Source organism: Bradyrhizobium lablabi (assembly GCF_001440475.1).
Taxonomy (GTDB): Bacteria; Pseudomonadota; Alphaproteobacteria; order Rhizobiales; family Xanthobacteraceae; genus Bradyrhizobium; species Bradyrhizobium lablabi.
This window is the reverse complement of the sequence record NZ_LLYB01000007.1, coordinates 1-1,320: the sequence shown is the minus strand read 5'-3', so window position 1 is coordinate 1,320 and position 1,320 is coordinate 1. Positions and strand designations below refer to the sequence as shown.

General features: G+C 70.7%; 1 protein-coding gene. It reads left to right on the top strand.

The window, feature by feature from the left end:
- The coding region (locus CQ14_RS44350; RefSeq protein WP_199805394.1) for a CHAT domain-containing protein at positions 1–1,230 on the top strand (1,230 nt) is incomplete at its 5' end.
- Between the last annotated feature and the right edge of the window lie 90 nt (positions 1,231–1,320).

The window sequence follows — 1,320 nt, the reverse complement described above, 5'->3', positions numbered from 1 at the left end:
GCGCTGATCGAGGCCGGCCGCGCCGCCGAGGCGCTGCCCGATGCGCGCGAGGGCGTGCGGCTGGAGGAGGCGGCCGACCACCGTGACACGATCTGGAAGTCTCATTGGCATGAGGCGCGGGCTACGCGGGCGGCGGCCGGGAACGCCGCGGCGCTGCTTGTCTTCGATCAGGTCATCGCCGCGCTGGACGGCCTCCGCCGCGCTTCGCTCGGGTTCCGCCTCGACAGCCTTTTCTTGAAGGAGCGGCTCCCGGCCGTTGAAGAGGCGATCTTCTGCGCCGCCGCACATGGCGATGCGGAGCGCTGTCTCGCGTACGCCGACGCCGTGAAGTCGCGCTTCCTCTCCAGTGCCCTCGCGGCGGGGCCGCCGCCAACCGCGCGAACCGATTGGCTTAAAGAACTGGACCAACTTGGCGCGCAGATCGAGGCCGCGGAGGCGAAAGACCGCCGGGAACTGGTGCTGAAGCGTGCGGCGGTGGTGGAGCGCATCAGACTCGAACGTGGGCAATTGCCGGCCCCGGCCAGCGATCCCGCTCCACTGCTCGAACTGCTGGCGGCGCGCGGGCAGGCGGCGCTGCAACTCTTTCATGCCGGTGGCCGAGTGGTGGCGGTGCTGCTGCACGACGGGCAGCTTTCGCTCGACATGCTCGAGTTGTCACCAGAAACGCTGACGGGGCTGCGCGAATTTGCCCACAACCTCATGCTTGCCAATCCGGGCACGCACAACTACGACCCAAAGCAGCTTGGGCTGGATGCCATCGGCCTCGTCCCACCGCAGCTGCTCGAGCGGGCGCTTGGCGCGAATGCGCTGCTCGTGGCGCCGCATGGGGCGCTGAATATCCTACCGTGGGCCGCCCTGCCGCGAGGCGGCCAGCGGCTGTTCCAGTGCCTGCCAGTCGGCCAACTTCCGTGTATCAGCGCCCTGCTGCCGCTTGCCGCTCGGCCTGCCGCGTCGCCGCGGCTCGCCTTGCTCGGTGACCCGCAGACACCGCACGCCACGCAGCGGGAAGCCAAAGCCGATCTGGGGCAGGGTATCGCCGATCTAGCGACGCTCTACGGGCCGGACCGGATGGCCGCGCCGCCTGTCACCGGTCAAGCGGCCAGTACGGCAGGTTTCCACGCCCTGCTTGCAGCGCCCGGTGCCGAGGGGGCCATCCTACACCTCGCCTTACCCGGACGACCCGGAGGGCTCTGGCCTGCTGCTCGCCGACCGCATGCTGACCGCGGCTGAGGTGGCTCTGCGTCCGCTGTCGGCGCGCGAGGTGACGCTCGCGGCGTGCAGCACCGGCAGGCGGCCGGTGGCGGCGGGCGGCGTGCGGCT